The organism is Nocardioides pini (genome assembly GCF_026712185.1).
Classification (GTDB): domain Bacteria; phylum Actinomycetota; class Actinomycetes; order Propionibacteriales; family Nocardioidaceae; genus Nocardioides; species Nocardioides pini.
The window spans coordinates 259,549-276,957 of record NZ_JAPPUX010000004.1 but is presented as its reverse complement, the minus strand read 5'-3'; the positions used below and the strand labels follow the sequence as shown (position 1 = coordinate 276,957).

The 17,409-nt window shown below is 72.8% G+C and carries 18 protein-coding genes; 11 read left to right on the top strand and 7 right to left on the bottom strand.

Going from position 1 to position 17,409, the window contains the following annotated elements:
• Positions 1-4: 4 nt before the first annotated feature.
• The gene (locus NYO98_RS14700; protein WP_268112490.1) at positions 5-478 is read right to left on the bottom strand and encodes a hypothetical protein; all 474 of its coding nucleotides are present in this window, start codon (positions 476-478) and stop codon (positions 5-7) included.
• An 80-nt stretch (positions 479-558) separates the two neighbouring features.
• On the opposite strand from NYO98_RS14700, the gene NYO98_RS14695 reads away from it, so the two are divergent.
• Genes NYO98_RS14695 through NYO98_RS14675 form a run of 5 tightly spaced genes read left to right on the top strand, consistent with a single transcriptional unit; the run spans position 559 to position 4,491 of the window.
• Positions 559-1,371 carry an alpha/beta hydrolase gene (locus tag NYO98_RS14695; RefSeq protein WP_268112489.1) on the top strand — a complete coding sequence of 271 codons (813 nt, stop codon included), beginning with the start codon at positions 559-561 and terminating at the stop codon, positions 1,369-1,371.
• Between the two features lie 9 nt (positions 1,372-1,380).
• Positions 1,381-2,148 carry a 1-acyl-sn-glycerol-3-phosphate acyltransferase gene (locus NYO98_RS14690; RefSeq protein ID WP_268112488.1) on the top strand — a complete coding sequence of 256 codons (768 nt, stop codon included), beginning with the start codon at positions 1,381-1,383 and terminating at the stop codon, positions 2,146-2,148.
• 20 nt (positions 2,149-2,168) lie between these two features.
• On the top strand, positions 2,169-3,299 hold the full coding sequence (gene macS / locus NYO98_RS14685; RefSeq protein WP_268112487.1) for a MacS family sensor histidine kinase: 1,131 nt from the start codon (positions 2,169-2,171) through the stop codon (positions 3,297-3,299).
• A gap of 4 nt (positions 3,300-3,303) precedes the next feature.
• On the top strand, positions 3,304-3,810 hold the full coding sequence (locus NYO98_RS14680; protein ID WP_268112486.1) for a flavin reductase family protein: 507 nt from the start codon (positions 3,304-3,306) through the stop codon (positions 3,808-3,810).
• Positions 3,811-3,846: 36 nt separating this feature from the next.
• The gene (locus NYO98_RS14675) at positions 3,847-4,491 is read left to right on the top strand and encodes a response regulator (RefSeq protein ID WP_268112485.1); all 645 of its coding nucleotides are present in this window, start codon (positions 3,847-3,849) and stop codon (positions 4,489-4,491) included.
• A 13-nt stretch (positions 4,492-4,504) separates the two neighbouring features.
• Here the strand turns inward: NYO98_RS14675 and NYO98_RS14670 are convergent, their stop codons facing one another.
• From NYO98_RS14670 to NYO98_RS14660, 3 genes are all read right to left on the bottom strand, one after another.
• Positions 4,505-5,299, bottom strand: coding sequence for a hypothetical protein (locus NYO98_RS14670; RefSeq protein ID WP_268112484.1), 795 nt, complete (start codon positions 5,297-5,299; stop codon positions 4,505-4,507).
• 185 nt (positions 5,300-5,484) lie between these two features.
• A complete protein-coding gene (locus NYO98_RS14665) occupies positions 5,485-6,138 on the bottom strand; it encodes a class F sortase (protein ID WP_268112483.1) in 654 nt (217 codons plus the stop codon).
• Positions 6,135-7,004 (bottom strand): DUF4397 domain-containing protein, encoded by an 870-nt coding sequence (locus tag NYO98_RS14660; protein ID WP_268112482.1) that lies wholly within the window; start codon positions 7,002-7,004, stop codon positions 6,135-6,137. Before NYO98_RS14660 ends, NYO98_RS14665 begins: the two co-directional genes overlap by 4 nt.
• A 138-nt stretch (positions 7,005-7,142) precedes the next feature.
• Here NYO98_RS14660 and NYO98_RS14655 point away from each other — a divergent pair, with 138 nt between their 5' ends.
• From NYO98_RS14655 to NYO98_RS14645, 3 genes are read left to right on the top strand one after another with little or no spacing between them, the layout of a single operon-like run.
• Positions 7,143-8,075 carry an arylamine N-acetyltransferase family protein gene (locus tag NYO98_RS14655; protein ID WP_268112481.1) on the top strand — a complete coding sequence of 311 codons (933 nt, stop codon included), beginning with the start codon at positions 7,143-7,145 and terminating at the stop codon, positions 8,073-8,075.
• Positions 8,072-8,530, top strand: coding sequence for a GNAT family N-acetyltransferase (locus NYO98_RS14650; RefSeq protein ID WP_268112480.1), 459 nt, complete (start codon positions 8,072-8,074; stop codon positions 8,528-8,530). The genes NYO98_RS14655 and NYO98_RS14650 overlap by 4 nt, the downstream gene beginning before the upstream one ends.
• 9 nt (positions 8,531-8,539) lie before the next feature.
• On the top strand, positions 8,540-9,439 hold the full coding sequence (locus NYO98_RS14645; RefSeq protein ID WP_268112479.1) for a coiled-coil domain-containing protein: 900 nt from the start codon (positions 8,540-8,542) through the stop codon (positions 9,437-9,439).
• 13 nt (positions 9,440-9,452) lie between these two features.
• On the opposite strand, the gene glpK is transcribed toward NYO98_RS14645, so the two are convergent.
• Together glpK and NYO98_RS14635 are read right to left on the bottom strand one after the other, a co-directional pair.
• Positions 9,453-10,922, bottom strand: coding sequence for a glycerol kinase GlpK (glpK, locus tag NYO98_RS14640; RefSeq protein WP_268112478.1), 1,470 nt, complete (start codon positions 10,920-10,922; stop codon positions 9,453-9,455).
• A complete protein-coding gene (locus tag NYO98_RS14635; protein ID WP_268112477.1) occupies positions 10,919-11,764 on the bottom strand; it encodes a DUF1028 domain-containing protein in 846 nt (281 codons plus the stop codon). The genes glpK and NYO98_RS14635 overlap by 4 nt, the downstream gene beginning before the upstream one ends.
• A gap of 22 nt (positions 11,765-11,786) precedes the next feature.
• On the opposite strand from NYO98_RS14635, the gene NYO98_RS14630 reads away from it, so the two are divergent.
• Positions 11,787-13,034, top strand: a complete 1,248-nt coding sequence (locus NYO98_RS14630) for an MFS transporter (protein WP_268112476.1) — start codon at positions 11,787-11,789, stop codon at positions 13,032-13,034.
• Between the two features lie 31 nt (positions 13,035-13,065).
• Here NYO98_RS14630 and NYO98_RS14625 read toward each other — a convergent pair whose 3' ends face one another.
• Entirely contained in the window at positions 13,066-14,262 is a 1,197-nt protein-coding gene (locus tag NYO98_RS14625) for a pyrophosphate--fructose-6-phosphate 1-phosphotransferase (protein WP_268112475.1), read from the bottom strand.
• Positions 14,263-14,455: 193 nt separating this feature from the next.
• Between NYO98_RS14625 and NYO98_RS14620 the strand changes: the two genes are divergently transcribed.
• Together NYO98_RS14620 and NYO98_RS14615 are read left to right on the top strand one after the other, a co-directional pair.
• On the top strand, positions 14,456-15,904 hold the full coding sequence (locus tag NYO98_RS14620; RefSeq protein ID WP_268112474.1) for an APC family permease: 1,449 nt from the start codon (positions 14,456-14,458) through the stop codon (positions 15,902-15,904).
• 65 nt (positions 15,905-15,969) lie between these two features.
• Positions 15,970-17,355 carry a metallophosphoesterase family protein gene (locus NYO98_RS14615; RefSeq protein WP_268112473.1) on the top strand — a complete coding sequence of 462 codons (1,386 nt, stop codon included), beginning with the start codon at positions 15,970-15,972 and terminating at the stop codon, positions 17,353-17,355.
• Positions 17,356-17,409 lie beyond the last annotated feature (54 nt).

Sequence of the window (17,409 nt, the reverse complement as noted above, 5' to 3'; positions counted from 1 at the left end):
GGGCTCAGATGCGGGAGCCGTCGTCCCAGGGGTCGCGGGGCGACTTCGGCATGACGAGGACGAGGTAGGCGAACCCGCCCACGAACCACCCGACCAGCACCCAGCCGACCAACGGGTTGACGTAGATCGAGAACAGCCCGATGACGAGCGCGATGAGGGGGGCAACGAAGATGCCGGCCCAGGCCAGGCCGCGCTGCCAGGTGCGAGGGACGGGGAAGGGAGGCGCCGGCGGGGGTCGGAAGCGCTCGGCCTCGGCGATCGCCTGCTCGCGCCGCTCGACCTCGTCGTCGTCCTGCAGGTGCTCCGGCAGGTCGGCGGCAGCGAGGGGTGCCGGGTCGTCCGGGGCAGGATCCACGGGAGCCGGTGCGGCCTCGTCCGTCGCGGTCGCCGGGTCGTCCAGGACAGCGCGCTCGCCGTAGTTCTCGACGATCTCGCGCCAGGCGAGCTCGGCGCGGCTCTCGTCCTCCGGGCGACTCACGAGATCTACGGTAGCGGGGTCCTGGTCCCGTGGCGCGTCGCACGGGCCTCGACCCGTCCCGGCTGGTGCACACTGTGCCCGTGAGGATCCCGTTCCGCGGCGCGCATGCCGCACCCCTCGACCCCACGCTGGTCGCCCCGATGTCCGTCCCCGCGAAGCCCGAGCTCACCGGCGGCCGACGCGTCGGCGTCCTCGTCCTGCACGGCTTCACCGGCAGCACCGCCTCCATGAGGCCGTGGGCCGAGGACCTCGCGGCGCGCGGGTACGCCGTGGAGATGCCGCTGCTGCCCGGCCACGGGACCCGCTGGCAGGACTGCAACAAGGTCACGTGGTCCGACTGGGTCGCGACGGCCGAGGATGCGTTCGACAGGCTCGCTGCCGAGAACGACGTCGTCCTCGCCGTCGGCCTGTCCATGGGCGCCTCGCTGTGCCTCCGGCTGGCCGCGGACCGCGGCGAGGACCTCGCCGGTCTGGTCCTGGTCAACGTCGCTGTGGACACGATGCGCAAGGACGCCGTCCTGCTGCCGGTGCTGCAGCGGTTCGTGCCCGCGTTCCCCGGCATCCGCAACGACATCAAGAAGCCCGGCATGGACGAGGTCGCCTATCCCGTCATGCCCCTGAAGGCCGCCCACTCCATGTCCCGCGGATGGGCGGAGCTGCGGCGCGACCTCCCGAGGATCACCGTCCCGGTGCTCTACTTCCACTCGGCGGAGGACCACGTCGCCGACGTGTCGTCGTCCAGGGCCCTGCACGCCAGCCTGTCGTCCAAGGACTTCGAGGAGCGCGTGCTCGAGGACAGCTACCACGTGGCCACCCTCGACCACGACGCACCGCGGATCTTCGCCGAGTCCGCGGATTTCATCGACCGGGTCGCCGCCCAGCAGCAGGGATAGTCTCGACCCGTGCTCTATTGGTTCCTGAAGTGGATCGCCCTCGGGCCGGTGCTGCGACTCGTTTTCCGGCCCAAGGCCTACGGCACCGACCACGTGCCGGAGGTGGGGCCCGCGATCCTCGCCAGCAACCACCTGTCGTACGCCGACTGGCTGTTCATGCCGCTCACGCTCACCCGTCGGGTCACTTTCGTTGCCAAGGCCGAGTACTTCACCAGCCCGGGCATCAAGGGCTGGTTCCAGAAGAAGTTCTTCACCGGTGCCGGCCAGGTGCCGATCGACCGGTCCGGCGCCAACGCCGCAGAGGGCGCGATGAAGTCGGCGATGAAGATCCTCGCTGAGGGCGAGCTGTTCGGGATCTACCCCGAGGGCACCCGGTCGCACGACGGCAAGCTCTACCGCGGCAAGACCGGGGTGGCCCGGCTGGCCCTGGAGAGCGGTGCCCCGGTGATCCCGTGCGCTGTCGTCGGCACCGACGTGGTGGCCCCGACCGGCAAGGTCTACGGCACCTGGACCCGCCCGGTCGTGCGCTTCGGCAAGCCGCTCGACTTCTCCCGCTACGCCGGCATGGAGAACGACCGCTACATCCTGCGCTCGATCACCGACGAGATCATGTACGAGATCATGCGGCTCTCCGGCCAGGAGTACGTCGACCTCTACGCCAGCAAGGCGAAGGAGCTCGACAAGGAGAAGGCCAAGCAGGCCGAGCGCGAGAAGGCCGAGCAGGAGAAGGCGGCGCGCGAGCAGGCCGCGGACGGGCCTGAGCAGAAGGCGTCCTGAACGCCGGCCCGCGCCCGCAGGTGGACCACCCGCGGGCCGACTCAGCCCTCGCCGTCGAGGACCGGCTCTACTCCGCGCTCGCCCTCGTGCGGGTCGTGGTCACCATCAACATGGTCGCCCTCAACGCCTACCGTCGTGAGAGCTTCTCGCACCCCACCCTCGCGCTCGTCGTCGTGGTGGCACTGGTGGTGTGGACCGGGTTCGCGATCTGGCTCTACGGCCGGCGCTCCACGCGCACGCCCGCGCTGCTCGTCGCCGACCTGGCGATCGCGGTGGCGGCGATCGCCGTGACCCCGTGGCTGAAGTCGGAGGACTTCAACGCGACCATCCCCGGCTTCTGGGTGATGGGGGCCCTGCTGGCGTGGGCGATCCACTGGCACTGGAAGGGCGGCCTGGTCGCGGCCGCCGCGTTGTCCGTGGCCGACCTGCTGCCGCGGCAGGAGATCGACCAGGGCAACTACGGCAACGTCTTCCTCGTGCTCATCGGCGGACCGATCGTGGGCTACATGTGCGAGTCGCTCCAGCGGATGGCGCACGAGCGTGACGCCGCAGAGCACGCGGCCGCGGCCGCCGAGGAACGGACCCGGCTCGCTCGCGCCGTGCACGACGGCGTGCTGCAGGTGCTCGCCATGGTCCAGCGGCAGGGCGCGGCGGCCGGCGGCCAGTGGGCCGAGCTCGGCCGGATGGCGGGGGAGCAGGAGCGGGGGCTGCGCTCGCTGATCCGGCAGCAGGACACGGTGCCGACCGGCTCCGGTGGACGGGTCGACCTCGCCGGTGCGCTCGAGGCGATGGCCACGGCCCACCCGGTGCGGGTCGAGGTGGCGACCCCGGGCGGGGCCGTGCTCGTGGACGAGCACGTCGCCACGGAGACCGTGGCCGCGGTGAAGGCCTGCCTCGACAACGTCCTGGCCCACGTGGGCGCCGAGGGGGCGGCCTGGGTCCTGGCCGAGTCGGCGCCCGACGCGATCACCGTCTCGGTGCGCGACGACGGTCCCGGCATGGCGCCGGGGCGGGTGGACGAGGCAGCGGCCGAGGGGCGTCTCGGCGTCGCGTCCTCGATCCGTGGCCGCATCGAGGGCCTCGGTGGGACCGCGACGCTCCGCAGCGGCGAGTGGGGCACCGAGTGGGAGCTGTCGGTGCCGCTAGCGTGACCGGGTGACCATCCACGCCGGCCACCCGTTCCCGACGCCCGACGACCCCGTACGACGACTGCGCGGACGCCTCGGCGGCACGGTGTCCCTCTGGACGGCGGGGGACGACACCGAGCGAGCGGGCCTGACCGTCACGTCGTGGCTGGTGGCGGCCGGCGATCCCGGGCGGGTGCTCGCGCTGCTCGACCCCGACGCCGACCTCACGGAGGTGCTGCTCGAGACGGGGCGCGGCGTCGTGCAGCTGCTCTCGTGGGACGACCGCGACCTGGCCGACGCCTTCGCGGGCACCACTCCGGCACCCGGCGGCCCGTGGCGGATGGCCGACTGGGACGACAGCGGGTACGGCCCACGGCTCAGCAGTGCCGTGACCTGGGCCCTGGTGGGCGTGGAGACGTCGACCGAGGTCGGGTGGTCACGCCTGGTGACGTGCACGATCGACGAGCTCGTCGTCGGTGACGATCCCGCTCCTCTCGTCCACCGCCGGGGGCGTTACGTCCCACCGGGTGGCTGAGCGGTCTACGCTGCGGTCCAACCGGGAGGGGGACCCATGGTCAGGGTGATGGTGGTCGACGACCACCCGATGTGGCGTGACGCGGTCGAACGCGACCTGCAGGCGGCCGGGCACGAGGTCGTGGCGGTGGCGTCGAACGGGCGTGAGGCGATGGCGCGGTTCCCGGCGGCGGCGCCGCAGGTGGTGGTGCTGGACCTCCAGCTGCCGGACAGCACGGGTGTGCAGGTCACGAGCATGATGCTCGAGCACGACCCGACGGCGCGGGTGCTGATCCTGTCGGCCAGCGGCGAGCAGGACGACGTGCTCGAGGCGATCAAGGCGGGTGCCACCGGCTACCTGGTCAAGTCGGCCTCGAGCGCCGAGCTCGTCGACGCGGTCACCCGGGTCGCCGACGGCGACACGGTCTTCACCCCCGGTCTCGCCGGCCTGGTGCTGGGGGAGTTCCGTCGCATCGCCGACGGCCCGGCGGACGACCCGCGCGACCAGCTCACCGAGCGGGAGACCGAGATCCTCAAGATGGTCGCCACGGGCATGAGCTACAAGCAGATCGCCGCCCGCCTGGTGCTCTCGCACCGCACCGTGCAGAACCACGTGCAGAACACCCTGCGCAAGCTGCAGATGAACAACCGCGTGCAGCTGACCCGCTGGGCCATCGAGCACGGGCTCGACGACCGGCCCTGAGCCGGGCGACGGCTCAGGACGGGACCGTCACCACGGCCAGCACGCGGCTCCGGGCGTCGTCTCCGATGAGCTCCACCCGCCACTGGTCGTCGGCCTCCGCATGCCCGCACGGGACCGGTTGCTCTTGCGGCTGCGCGCACGCGAGCGACAGCACCTCCTGCGACCGGACGACCCTGACGTCGCGCGCCTGCGCCGCGGTGACCTCGAGCGAGGTCGTGGTCGCGAGCCCGCGGCCGTCGGCCGACGAGCTCAGCTCCACGGCCCCCGACATGACGTAGCGCACCTGGATGCGGGTCGCGTCCGCGAAGGTGTACGTCGCCCCGCTCGGCGTGACCGTCGCGGGACCGGACGCGGCACGGCCGTCAGCGGTCACCTGCACCCGGGTCGCCGAGACGTCCGTGCCGTCGAGGTCGGGTAGTGCGAGACCCATCTCGTCGATCGGGGCGTCGGCGTGGATCCAGTGGGTGACCTGCAATTCGCCACCGGCCAGCACCTCCGTCACGGCGCGCGACTCCCCGGCGACCGGCCATCCGTCGATGGGCAGCGACGCGGCAGGGGAGGGTGACGAGTCGGTCTCGACGACCTGCCAGGCGACGACCCCACCCACGAACACCCCCACCAGGGCGAGCACCACGAAGGCGAGCGTCTGACGACGAGGCGACGAGTCCGGCGGTGCGACCGCGGGAGGCGCGGGAACGGCGGTGGGCTCAGCGGTGGGCTCGGCCGTGGGCTCGGCGGTGGGCTCGGCCGCCGGGGCGACGACCACGGCACGCGGGACCGGGGCGGGGCTCGGCGCGACCACTTCCACGTCGGACGCCTCGGGGGTCGGGTCGGTCGGCGGGGCCGGGGGTGGAGGTGCTGGTCGCTCGGCTGGTGAGGACTGCCGGGCGCGTGGGGGAGCAGGTCGCGGCCGGACGGCCTCCTGCGCCGGAGCGCGGCGCGGCGCCGGCGGAAGGACGGCGGGGAGCCGCCTCTGGTACGGCTTCTTGGGGCTCACGACTCCTCCGGCGGACCGACGGGGACGGCGGTGACCACGGCGAGTTTCTGGTAGCCGCCGCGGGAGGCGTCGTACGGGGGTGCGCAGGTGACGAGGGTGAGCCGCACCGCGCCGCCCGCGTCGTAGATCCACCCCTCGTCGACGAGGCTGCCCTGCGGCACCAGCCGGCGCGACCGGACCTCGAAGTCCTGGCCCAGGCCGTCCGCCGCGAGGCGGACCCGCGCGCCCTCACGCACGGCGAGGAGCTCGGCGAAGGGCCCGAGGCCCTCGGAGTCGCTGTCGACGTGTGCGGCGACGAGGATCGACCCGAAGGGGTCGCCGACCCTCGAACCGCCGCGCCACCACCCCGCGACGTCGACGTCGTCCGGCACGTCGAGCACGCCGCTGCCCGTGGTGCCGGCCCCGGACACGGGCACGACGCGCCCGCTCGGCAGCCTCACCCGGGTCGGCCGCCGCGGCGTCACCACGGACTCGGCTCGCCGTGCCGGGGGGACCGGCTGTGCGGACCCGGCAGGGGCGGAGTGCGAGGGGACGTCGGAGGACGTCCGGTTCCCGGTGCCGGCGGGTCGGGTGGCGTCGGTGGTGCCGGCGCATCCGGCGGCGGCGACGAGGCAGGCGGTGACCATGAGAGCGCGGGTGGGGACGCTCATCCGGAAGGCGGTACGGAGCGGGCGCGGCGCCGCTGCCGGCCCGCGCCGGCGGTGCCGAGCGCCACCAGGGCGACCAGGCCGAGGGTTGCGAGCACCGGGAGGTCGCGGTCGTCCTCGCGAGCTCCCCCGGAGAAGGTCGTGACCCGACCGCCGACCAGCCCCGCGGACCCGGTCTCGATGCGCGACGGCCGGACGCTGCCGTCGGCTGCGAGGTCGACGGTGTGGGCGATGACGTTCATCGAGCTGTCGCGCGGGTTGCCGTAGGCATAGATCATCGAGAGGGTGCGTGCCTCCAGCGTCACGTCGAGCGGGCCGAGGATGGGGTCGGCGCCCTCCGCCCCCGACGGCAGGAGCGCCACCTCGATCGAGCCCTCGGGCACGTCGGCGTCGGCGAACTCGCCGTTGGCGATGTTGGTGAACACCGTCTGGCCGTCGACCTCGACGTCGGCGGGCGCCACGGTCGCCGTGTGGGCGAGCAGCACCCTGGCCTTGCCGGGTCCGATCGGCCCGGACGGTGCCTCGTAGGAGTGGACGACCGGGTCACCCCCGACGTCCGCGGGGAGGTGCAGCACGACGTCGCTGGTGTCGCCGGCTGCGACGTCGAGGGTCGAGCTCACCTTGACGCCGGCGGCGCGGAAGGAGATCTCGTGGCTCCCGGGATCGAGCGCGAACGGTCCGAGCACGTCGCCGACCGCGGCACCGGCGGCGACCCGCCGCCCGTCCACGGACACCTGGACGGTGGCCCCGGGGACCGCCTGCACGACGCTGACGCTGGCCGGCTGCGGCGCCGGGGCGTCGGCCCCGGCCGGCGCCCCGGCCACGAGCGGCACGCACACGGCCGCCAGCACTGCCGAGAGTCGACGCATCCCGACCACACCCCCATGGCCCCACTCCGACGTCGTCCCGATCGGAACGCCGGCCCTCACCTGAACACCTCGGGGTCCGGCGGCTCAACCCCGATATGGGGTACGTCCCACCGGGCCGACACGCCTAGGGTTGGGGTCGTGGAGACCGGGGTCATGGGCAGGGCGGACGGCAGTGGCACCGACGTCGACACGACGGTCCAGGAGTACCTCGCCCGCATCGGCCTGGCGTCGGTCCCGCAGCCGACCACGGATGGCCTGCGTGCGCTGCACCGCGCCCACGTCGCGCGCATCCCCTACGACAACCTGTCGATCATGCTCGGCCGGCCGGACCCGGTCGAGGTCCGTTCGTGCCTGGCCCGGGTCACCGGTGGCGGTCGTCTCGGCTACTGCCTGCACCAGAACGCGGCCCTGGGCTGGCTCCTGGCCGCGTTGGGCTTCTCGGTGAGCACGCGACACGGGCACGTCTGGGCGCGCCCGGAGACCCAGCTGGACCCGTTCCTCAACCACCTCGTGCTGGTCGTCTCCGGACTGTCGACGGACGACAACCCCGGCGGGCACTGGTGGGCCGACGCCGGCATGGGCGAGGGGTTCGCCGAGCCGTTGCCGCTCGTCCGCGGGGACCATGAGGTCGACGGGTGGTCGTTCGGGATAGGTGCGGGCTACGGTGCCCAGGCCGCCGGCCGTCCGACCGGCCCGGCAGCCTGGACGTACCGCCACCTCCCCGGCGGCGTGGTCCGGGGCGTCGTCGTCACCTCGCGCGACCACGGGACGGCGGCCCTCGACGCCACGCACCGCCAGCTGAGCCTCGGCGAGGACTCGTCGTTCCGCAGGATGGTCGTCGCCCAACGGATCGACGGACCGCGCCAGGTGGCGTTGCGGGGGCTGGTGCGGCAGGAGATGACGCCGGGCTCGAAGCGCCAGCACGACCTGACGTCGTACGACGACTGGCGCGGCGCGCTCGTCGACGACCTGCTGGTGCCGGTCGATGACGTCACCGACGACGAGTGGACCGGGCTGTGGGCGCGCACGCAGGCCTCCCACCGGGCCTGGGACGAGGCGGGGCGGCCGTGAGCGACCTCGAGACCCGGACCTGGCGACGAGCCACGGCCGAGGACGCGGCTGCGCTGCGCGACCTAGAGCGCGTCGCCAGCCAGACGGGGCTGGCGCACGTGTTCGGCGACCTGCCCTATCCCGACGACGACGTGCTGGCGCGCTGGGCCCTCCTGCTCGACGACCCGGGCGTGGCGGTCGAGGTGGTCGAGGACGAGCACGGCCTCGTCGCGCTCGCCGCCCACGACGGCACCTCGCTGCGCCACCTCGCCGTCCGCCCGGCCCACTGGAGCGCCGGGCTGGGGCGTGAGGCGTTCCGTCGCGCCGAGGCCGCGGGTGCGCGGCGCCTCTGGGTGCTGGAGGCCAACGCCCGGGCGCGAGGGCTCTACGAGTCGCTGGGCTGGAGCCCCACCGGGGTCACCCAGGAGTGCCCGTGGGCGCCGTACCCGACCGAGGTCGAGTACGCCGCTCCCTAGGATCGGGGCATGCCGGACGCCGACCCGCTGCTGGAGATCGCCGACGACCTCTATGCGCTGCCCCTCGCGGACTTCACGCCCGCCCGCGACGCACTGGTCAAGGAGCACAAGGCCGACAAGGCGCTCGCCGCCTCGGTCAAGGGGCTGCGCAAGGCCTCGGTCGCGGCGTGGGTGGTCAACCTGCTCGTCCGTCGCGACCCCGACCAGGTGGACCAGGTGCTGGCCGTGGGTGAGGCCCTGCGGGAGGCGCAGGACAACCTCGACGCCACCCAGCTGCGGGAGTTCACGAAGCAGCGCCGGCAGCTCACCGCCTCGGTGACCACGGCCGCACGGCGGATGGCGCGTGAGGAGGGGGTCCGGACGACCGAGTCCGTCGCCGAGCAGGTCGAGGCGACGCTGACCGCCGCGATGCTGGAGCCCGACGCCGCGCGTGCCGTGCGCAGCGGGCTGCTCGTGACGTCGCTGTCGGCCACCGGGCTCGGCGACCTCGACCTGAGCGGCGCCGTGGCGTTGCCCGAGGCGCTCGGGTTCAGCGCGAAGGCCCGCCCGGCCCCCGGCCCCGACCCGACCCAGCGGCCCCAGCTCCACGTCGTACCCGACCCGGACGCCGACGTGAAGGCACGGGCAGCCGCCGACGAGCGCCTCGCGGACGCCCGCGCCGCGCTGAAGGAGCAGGAGAAGGAGCACCGGGCCGCGCGGCGGTCGGTGGAGAAGCTGCAGGCGCGGACCCTCCAGGTCCAGTCCGAGATCGACGAGCTCCGCAGCCGCATCGCGGCCCTCGAGGACACGCTCGAGGAGGTCGACGAGGAGCTCGCGGAGGCGGAGGCCGCCCAGGCCGAGGTCGAGGAGGCCGTCGACGAGGCGCGGTCCGAGGTCGAGGCCGCGCGCGAGGCGCGCGAGCGGCTCTAGCCTTCTCGGACGATCAGCCGGTCCAGCCCTTCGACCGCTCCACCGCCTCGGTCCACCGGGCGTACGACGCGTCGAGCGCCGCGCGGTCGCCACCGGGCTCGAACCGCCGGTCGAGCGCCCAGGTGTCCCGGAGGTCGTCGGTCGACCCCCACACGCCCGTGCCCAGCCCGGCGAGGAACGCGGCGCCGAGCGCCGTCGTCTCGACGATCTCGGGACGCTCCACCGCGCGGCCGACCTGGTCGGCCTGGAGCTGGCAGAGGAAGTCGTTCTCCGCCGCCCCGCCGTCGACGCGGAGCGTGGTGAGCTCGGGCAGCGTCTCCAGGACGTCGCGGACCTCGAAGGCGATCCCCTCGAGCGTGGCCCGCACGAGGTGGGCGCGGGTGGTGCCGCGCGTGATGCCGAGGATCGTGCCGCGGGCGTGCGGGTCCCAGTGGGGTGCACCGAGGCCGGTCAAGGCGGGCACGAAGACCACGCCGTCGGTGTCGTCGACGGTCGCCGCGATCGCGGCGGTCTCGGCGGCGTTGCCGACGATCTGCAGCCCGTCGCGCAGCCACTGGACGGCCGCCCCGGTCACGAAGATGGCGCCCTCGAGGGCATAGGTGAGCTCACCGTCGGGGGATCGCCAGGCCGCGGTCGACAGCAGGCCGGCGTCGCTGCGCACCACCCGGGTGCCGGTGTTGGTGAGGATGAACGAGCCCGTGCCGTAGGTGCACTTGGACTCGCCCTCCTCGAAGCACGTCTGCCCGAAGAGCGCGGACTGCTGGTCGCCGGCCACGCCCGCGATCGGGAGGGACAGCCCGAGGAACACCGTCGGGTCGGTCGGCGCGATCTCGCCCCAGTTGGGCACGAGCTCGGGGAGCGCGTCGCGGGGGACGCCGAAGAGCTCGCACAGCTCGTCGGACCAGTCGCCCGACTCCAGGTCGAGCAGGAGGGTGCGGCACGCGTTGGACACGTCGGTGACGTGCCAGGTGCCGCGCGTCATCCGGGCGATCAGGTAGGAGTCGACGGTGCCGACGGCGTACCGCCCCGACTCCACCAGTGCCCACGTGTGCGGCTCGTTCTCGGCCAGCCAGGTGAGCTTGGTGCCCGAGAAGTAGGGGTCGAGGCGGAGGCCCGTGAGCTCGGTGACGCGGTCCTCGTGGCCGTCGGCGCGCAACCGGTCGCAGATGTCGGCCGTACGCCGGTCCTGCCACACGATGGCGCGGCGCGGCGAGCCGAGCGTCTCGCGGTCCCAGAGCACGACGGTCTCGCGCTGGTTGGTGATGCCGACCGCCGTGAGCTCGGACTGGTCGACCTTGGTCAGCACGTCGCGCGTCGCCTCCAAGGTGGCCTGCCAGATCTCCTCGGCGGAGTGCTCGACCCAGCCGGGCTGCGGGAAGTGCTGGCGGAACTCCTGGTAGCCCTTGGCCTGGATGCGCCCGTCGGGGGTGACGACGACGGCCGTGACCCCGGTGGTGCCGGCGTCGATCGCGAGGACGCTCACGACGGCGCCTCCTCGCCCCGGATGATGGCGAGGATCCGCCGGTCGATCCACGCGGGCCGGGCGCCGGAGTCGACACGCATCTCGTAGTTCTCCGAGCCGACCCACATGTGGAAGCTGTCCTTGCCCTCGGCCTTGGCCAGCGACTCCAGCTCGATCATCAGCGCGTCGTCGACCGGCACCTGCTCCTCCGGGGTCGACGCGGTCAGGTAGAGCTCGTTGAGGTCGACGAGCCGAGCGAGCTCGCCGACCGGGTCGGTGTGGTCGTCGACGCGGAGGTCGACGGCGACGTCGTCGTGCCCGCCGTAGCCGGCCCCGTCGCGCACGACGAGCAGGGCCGCCGACTGGCGGCCGCGGCTGTCGCCTCCCGCCTCGTCGCCCGCGGCCAGCGCGGCGAGCAGCCGACGCTCCACCGGCTGGTCGGCCGCCGCGATCCACGCGCGCTCCATCGCCTCCACCACCTCGGGACCGGTGAGGATGTTGCCCTGGATCGCGTAGCCGCCGCGCTCGCCGCTGCGCCCGGTCGTCCCGCCCGCCCAGGCGAAGCACTCGGAGCCCGTCCAGGTCGCGGCGTTGCCGTCGGAGTCCACGACGCCCACCTGCCGGTGCTCGCGCCCGTCGTCCTCCTCCACCAGCCGGTCGAGGGCGACCTGCGCGGTCGCGCCGTCGTCGAGGTGCGCCAGCCCGATGTACTTGAAGGAGAGGTTGGCGTCCGCCTGCGTGGCGATGGCGCCGACCCCGGCTGCGGCCGCCGGGACGGCGGACCCGACGGCCAGGAACTTGGAGGCCACCGCGACGCCCCACGACTCACCGTCGTCGGACCGGGCCACGATCGAGAACGTCATACCTCGAGCCTAGTGTGAGCCCGTGCTGACACGTCTCGGATTCCCCCGCGTGGGGGAGCACCGCCGCTTCGTCGCGGCGATCGTCGCCGACACCGTCGGCAGCGGCCTGTTCATGCCGATCACGCTGCTCTACTTCCTCGCGATGACCGACCTGTCGCTCGTGCAGGTGGGGTCCGCGCTCTCGTTGTCCGCGGTGCTCACCATGCCCGGCGCGTTCGTCATCGGCACCTTGGTCGACCGCTTCGGACCGCGCCGGATGATGCTGATCGGCAACCTCGTCCAGGCCGCCGGAATGGTGGCCTACCTGTGGGCCGACTCGCTGCTCGCCGTCGCGCTGTGGACCGCCCTGCTCAACCTCGGGCGCCAGGCCTTCTGGGGATCGTTCGGCAACGTCGTCACCGCGATCTCGGCGCCGGGGGAGCGGGAGCTGTGGTTCGGCTTCCTCCAGGCCGTGCGCAACCTCGGCTACTCGGTGGGCGGGCTGCTGGCCGGCCTGGCGCTGCAGGTCGGCACCGACGTCGCCTACCAGTCGGTGGTGGTCGTCAACGCGGTCACGTTCGTCCTCGCCTTCGTGCTGCTGCTCGACGTGCCGGACCACCGCGTCGCGCACCCCGTCGACGCCCCGGTCGAGGGTTGGGGCGCGGTGCTGCGCGACACCGCCTACCTGCGGCTCGTGCTCGGCCAGCTCGGCTTCGTGGCCGGGATGATGGTGCTCAACTTCGCCCTCCCGGTCTACGTCGCCGAGACGATCGACCTGCCCGGGTGGGTGGTCGGGGCGATCTTCACGCTCAACACCGCGCTGGTCGGCCTCGGCCAGGGACTCGTCGTACGCCGCATGACCGGGCGCGTGCGCGCACGGATGATGGGCCTGGCCCAGCTGACCTTCGTCGCCGCCTACGCCCTGTTCGTGGTGGCCGGCTGGCTCCCGGTCTGGCTCGCGATCGTGGTGATGCTGGTCGGCGCGGCCGTCTACACCGCCGGCGAGCTCACCGGTGGGCCGGTCTTCAGCGCGACCGCGGCCGAGGCCGCACCCGACCACCTCCGCGGTCGCTACCTCGGCCTGTTCCAGCTCAGCTGGGGCGTCGGGGGAGCGGTGACGCCGGTGGCGTTCACGTGGCTCCTCGCCCACGGCCAGAACACGCTGTGGTGGGTGCTCGCACTCGTCGCGCTCGCCAGCGCGGCCTACCTGCAGCGGCTGCCGAAGGTGCTGCCGGTGGCCGGCAGGCGGGTGACCAACCGCGTCGAGGAGGAGGCCGCCGACCCCGCCTGAGGCTGGCGGCGTGACAGCAGCGCGAGGTCCCTCAGACCTGGCCGATCCGGCCGAGCAGGTCGGTGAACCACTCCTGCTCGGCGTCGAACGGCTTGTGCCCGGCGATGCGCTCGAACTCGATCGCGCGCAGCTCGTCGCCGTTCTCCTCGTCGTGGCCGATCACCCCCGGCGTGCCGTCGAGGGCGCAGGCGACGGCGAGCTCGGCCATCTCGCGGATGAGGGCGCGGTCGGTCTCGTTGGCGGGTGCCGAGCGGGAGAAGTAGCCCGACTTCTGCACCATCTTCTTCTCGGCGCCGATGGCCTCGGCGAAGCGGTCCGCGAAGTACCGGCCAGGGTTGATCGTGTCGATCTGGACGTGCCCGAACGGGTCGCGGGTCACGGTCTCGCCCAGCGCCTCGAGGTGGGCGACGATGTCGTCGACGCCTGCCCCCTCGGCGAGGAAGATGTTGACGCAGCCGATCTCGTCCATCACCTCCCGCAGCCGGTCCGCCTCGGCCGCCAGGTCGATCGGCAGCTCGGGCACGTAGATCGCGTGGATCGCCCACTTCCGCCCGTCGAGGCCGATGCCGGGGAGCCACTCCTGCTCGGCGTGCCACGCCATGTAGTCGCGCGCCGCGGCTGCGGTCAGCCAGCCGCTGGCCCGCCCCATCACCTCGTGCACGATGAGCATCCGGGGGTTGGAGCCGTGCTCGGCGAGCACGTTCTGCGCGAACCTGGAGGCCTGCTGGGCCGCCGTCTGCGCGCCGAGGCTCTGCCGGATCGGCACGATGTCGTTGTCGATGGTCTTGGGGAGCCCGACGACGGTCAGCTCGGAGCCCTGGGTGGCGAGGTACGCCGCCAGGTCGGCCGCCGCCGTGTTGGTGTCGTCCCCGCCGATGGTGTGCAGGATGTCCACCCGATCGGCCTGCAGGCCCGCAGCGGCCACCTCGAGCGCGGTGTCACCTCGGCCGATCAGACCGCGGCGTCGGCAGTCGTCGTCGTTGGTCAGCTTCACCCGACTGTTGCCGATCGGGCTGCCGCCGTAGCGGTGCAGGAGCTTGGCGCCCGCCCGCTCCTCGGGGCCGATGGTGATGCTGTTGCCGGTCAGCAGGCCGTGGTAGCCGTGCCGGTAGGCGATGAGCTCGATGTCGGGGTCGACGGCGTCGTACGTCTCGATGAGGGCGCCCACCGCGGACGAGAGGCACGGGGCGTAACCGCCCGCAGTCAGGATCGCAACACGCTTCGGCATGGGGGAAGGGTAGTTGGAACGATCTAAGCCGGGAAGTGCGGTTCCCTCACCCTTCCGGGGAGGACGGGGTGTCCTCGGCGTGACCCGGAGGCCGACACGACGTTGTCCCGGGGCGGGGGTGGTTGCCACACCCCCTCTGCAGGGTCATTGTGTGGGAAACCGTGCACGGCACGGGCTGATGAGGGGAGTCTCGATGAGCGCGACCGAAACCACGGACCAGGATGTCAACGGTCCGGAGGACGCCGACCTCAAGCGGGTGCTGGGCCCCAAGCTTCTGCTCCTGTTCATCGTCGGCGACATCCTCGGTGCCGGGGTGTACGCCGTCACCGGCAAGCTTGCCGGCCAGGTGGGCGGCATCGCGTGGCTGCCGTTCCTGGTGGCCTTCGCGGTCGCGACCGTCACCGCCTTCAGCTACCTCGAGCTCGTCACCAAGTACCCCCAGGCCGCCGGCGCCGCGCTCTACACCCACAAGGCGTTCGGCATCCACTTCGTCACCTTCCTCGTGGCCTTCACCGTGGTCTGCTCGGGCATCACGAGCGCCTCGACGTCGTCCAACCTGCTCGCGGCCAACCTGCTCATCGGCTTCGGCAACGACGACCCGAGCACGACCACCACCTTGGTGACCGCGCTCGTCTTCATGCTGGTGCTGGCGGCCATCAACCTCCGCGGCGTCGGCGAGAGCGTCAAGTTCAACGTCGTGCTGACGCTCGTGGAGATGACGGCCCTCGCCCTCGTCATCGGCATCGGCATCTGGGTGATCGCGCGAGGTGACGGTGACCTGGCGCGCATCACCGTCTTCGAGAGCCCGGACGACAAGGGCCTATTCATGGCGGTCACCATCGCCACCGCCATCGCGTTCTTCTCGATGGTGGGCTTCGAGGACTCGGTCAACATGGTCGAGGAGACCCAGGACCCGCTGCGCATCTTCCCCCGCACGATGCTGACCGGCCTCGGCATCGCCGTCCTCATCTACATGCTCGTCGCGATCTCGGTCGTCGCGGTCATCCCCGCCGGGCAGATCGCCGAGCCCACCAACGCGGAGGCCGGGATCCTGCTGGACGTCGTCAAGATCGGGGCGCCCGACCTGCCGATCGACGACGTCTTCCCGTTCCTCACGGTCTTCGCGGTCGCCAACACGGCTCTGATCAACATGCTCATGGCGAGCCGGCTCATCTACGGCATGGCCCAGCAGGACGTGCTGCCGCGCTCGCTCGGCAAGGTGCTGCCGGGCCGGCGCTCGCCGTGGACCGCGATCCTCTTCACCACCCTGCTCGCGCTCGGCCTGATCACCGTCGTCACCCTCGACTCGGAGTCGTCGGTGGTCGGCGCGCTCTCGGGGACCACGGCCCTGCTGCTGCTGGCGGTGTTCACCATCGTCAACATCGCCTGCCTGATCCTGCGGCGCGACCCCACCCCCGAAGGAGCCTTCCGCGCACCGTCGTTGCTCCCGGTCGTGGGCGCCGTCTGCTGCGCCTACCTCCTCGGGCCGTGGGCGCGGCTCGAGGCCGACATGATCCAGTACAAGATCGCCGCGGGCCTGCTCGCCATCGGCGTGGTCCTCTGGGCGCTGACCTGGCTCACCAACCGCGGCGTGCGCGCCAAGAAGACCGGCTTCCGCGACATCGACCACCTCGAGGAGTGAGGTCTCCCGCCGACACGGAGGGGTTCCGGTCCCGCGCGTGGGACGTGGCGTCTACGGTGGGGCGGGTGACCAAACCACCTCTGGGACCCGTGCTGGCGCTGCTGGTGGCGGGCGCGATCGGCTGCTCGGCGGTCACCCCCTCGGCGCCCTCCGCGAGCGCCGTACCGGACTCGGACCCGCCGGCCCTGACGTTCACCGCGCCGCCGGTCGAGCCCACCGGCGACGCCTCCTCCCAGGGCCGCTCGACCACACCAGCCGCCGAGCGCGGGCCGCGCGACCGGCCGTCCGTGCCCACCGCGCCCGAGCTGTCCGGGGCCTACCGGTTCGTGTCCGCCCCGGACTTCCTCAACCAGGACGTCGCCGACCTCACCGCCGACGGCCGCACGCAGTACATCGACCGGCGCACGGGCGAGGTCGCGAACTCCACCAACGACGACTACGACGCGGCCCTCGACCACGTGATCGACGAGATGGCCTCGCACGGCACCGACGACGTCCTGGTGGCGGGCGACCTCGTCGAGGGACGCTGGGGCCGCGACGACGCGCGCACCGGTGTCTTCGGGCCGGTGCGGACCCAGTCCCAGCGCCTGCGGGCCTGGCGCCGGGCCGCGGACGTCTACTACCCCGCCTGGCGCGAGCGGTTCGAGACCCGCGGCCTCACCACCTATCCCGCGCTCGGCGACCACGAGATCGGCGACGACCCGTGGCAGGCCCGCAACGACCCGTGGATCGACTTCAAGCGTCGCCACGTGCCCGAGTTCAAGCGCATCTACGCCGACCACATGCTGACGGGGGAGGACGGACGGCCCCGGTTCACCGACCGGCCCGCCGGACAGGCCCGCCGCACCGCCTACGCCGTACGCCTCGACCCCGACGTCCTGCTCGTGACGATCGACGTCTTCGAACGCCGCGGGGGTGACGTGCACATGTCCGTCGACCGGGCGCAGCTGCGCTGGCTCCAGCGGGTCCTGCGCCAGGCCCGCAAGGACGACGTGCCGTGGGTGATGGTCCAGGGCCACGTCCCCATGACCCCGAAGGTGCGCGTCCGCAACTCCAGCAACCTCGTCTACGAGAAGGGCGCGCGCTCGGCCCTGTGGAAGGCGATGGTCGACGGCGGCGTCGACGTCTACCTGAGCGGGGAGGTGCACGACCAGACGGTCCACGTGCGCGACGGCGTCCTGCAGGTGTCCCACGGCTCGCTCCTCTACCGCGGCGAGGCGTCGTACGTCCTGGGCCAGGCCACTGCCGACCGGCTGGTGCTGGAGAACCACCAGTTCCGCGGGGAGATCGGGTTCGAGGACCGGCTGTGGACCACGTCGCGGCAGGGGGCGCCCGGCCACATCAGCTACCCCGACGCCTCCGTCGTCACCGGCACCCTCGCCGCCAGCCGCACCCGTTCCGGTGGCCTGCGCGTGGACGACGCCGAGGGAGTGCTCGCGCCGCGAGGCTGAGCAGTCGCGCGAGGCGTGGGCGGCGTCACGCGTTCAGGGGTCGGTCACGGTTCG